Origin of the sequence: Cribrihabitans neustonicus (assembly GCF_048820895.1) — a bacterium.
Taxonomy (GTDB): Bacteria; Pseudomonadota; Alphaproteobacteria; order Rhodobacterales; family Rhodobacteraceae; genus Cribrihabitans_A; species Cribrihabitans_A neustonicus.
Genome location: NZ_JBMERQ010000040.1, coordinates 1 through 1,106, shown reverse-complemented (window position 1 = coordinate 1,106; position 1,106 = coordinate 1). Strand labels below are relative to the sequence as shown.

The window sequence follows — 1,106 nt, the reverse complement described above, 5'->3', positions numbered from 1 at the left end:
GTCTTCCGCACGCTGAACATCCTCGATGAGTTCAGTCGGGAATGCCCCCTCTCGGCGATTGCCTGCAATCGCCTGCCGGCAGCGGGACGATCCGGGTGAAGCGAAAGCTGAACTCAGGTGACGTGATCGACGCCTTGAGCGGCCTGTTCATGCTGCGCGGTATCCCGGCCTATATCCGGTCTGACAACGGGCCTGAGTTCGTCGCCCAGGCTGTCCGGGACTGGATTGCAGCCGTTGGTGCCAAAACCGCTTACATCGAGCCGGGATCACCCTGGGAGAACGGTTACTGCGAAAGCTTCAACGCCCGGCTCCGCGATGAACTGCTCAACGGTGAGATATTCTACAGCCTCCGCGAGGCTCAAATCCTGATCGAAAAGTGGAGGAAACACTACAACACCAAGCGACCACACAGTGCTCTGGGGTATCGCCCGCCCGCGCCGGAAACCATCGTTCTGATGGATCAAAGGCCGGTCATGCACTAACAATCAAACCGGACCACTCAGGTGGGGCTGATCAAGAGCCGCCGGTACTGCTGCACCCGAGTCTTGCCGGTCTCTACCGGGAGCAGGTCGCTGGACTTTCCGCCGCGCTGAACGATCCTGCCACCAAGAGCGAAGCTGGCACGATTATCCGCAGCCTCCTGTCAGAGGTGCGCTTGATCCCGGAAGATGGCTCCCTGGCCATTGAGCTTGTTGGCGAACTGGCCGGACTGATGGCATTGGGCCAAACAGAAACGGCCCTGGAAGCTGCTGCTTCGGGCCGTTCTGTATCGCTGGTTGCGGGAGCAGGATTTGAACCTGCGACCTTCAGGTTATGAGCCTGACGAGCTACCTGGCTGCTCCATCCCGCGGCAGTTTATATGTCCTACCGCTGCGCTGCTTGCGGACTTTTTGTCCTGGCGCTGCCCTGGTGTTCCGGGGACTGGCCTAGAGCGGCGTTTGCTTTGACCGTTATTGAGAGATGTTTTGGATTTTACTAGGTTTGGCGGTGACCTACTCTCCCAGGGCTTGAGCCCAAGTACCATCGGCGCGACAGTGCTTAACTTCCGGGTTCGGGATGGGACCGGGTGTTTCACTTGTGCTGTAGCCACCAAACCGAGAAAAATC

General features: G+C 58.9%; 1 tRNA gene, 1 rRNA gene and 1 pseudogene. 1 reads left to right on the top strand and 2 read right to left on the bottom strand.

What is annotated here, in order from left to right:
* Positions 1-482: pseudogene (locus tag ACOHWE_RS20140) on the top strand (integrase core domain-containing protein); the annotation flags it as partial.
* Positions 483-773: 291 nt separating this feature from the next.
* Here the strand turns inward: ACOHWE_RS20140 and ACOHWE_RS20135 are convergent.
* Both ACOHWE_RS20135 and rrf read right to left on the bottom strand, forming a co-directional pair.
* Positions 774-850: transfer RNA gene (locus ACOHWE_RS20135), tRNA-Met, on the bottom strand.
* 129 nt (positions 851-979) lie between these two features.
* Positions 980-1,094: ribosomal RNA gene (rrf, locus tag ACOHWE_RS20130) — 5S ribosomal RNA — on the bottom strand.
* Positions 1,095-1,106 lie beyond the last annotated feature (12 nt).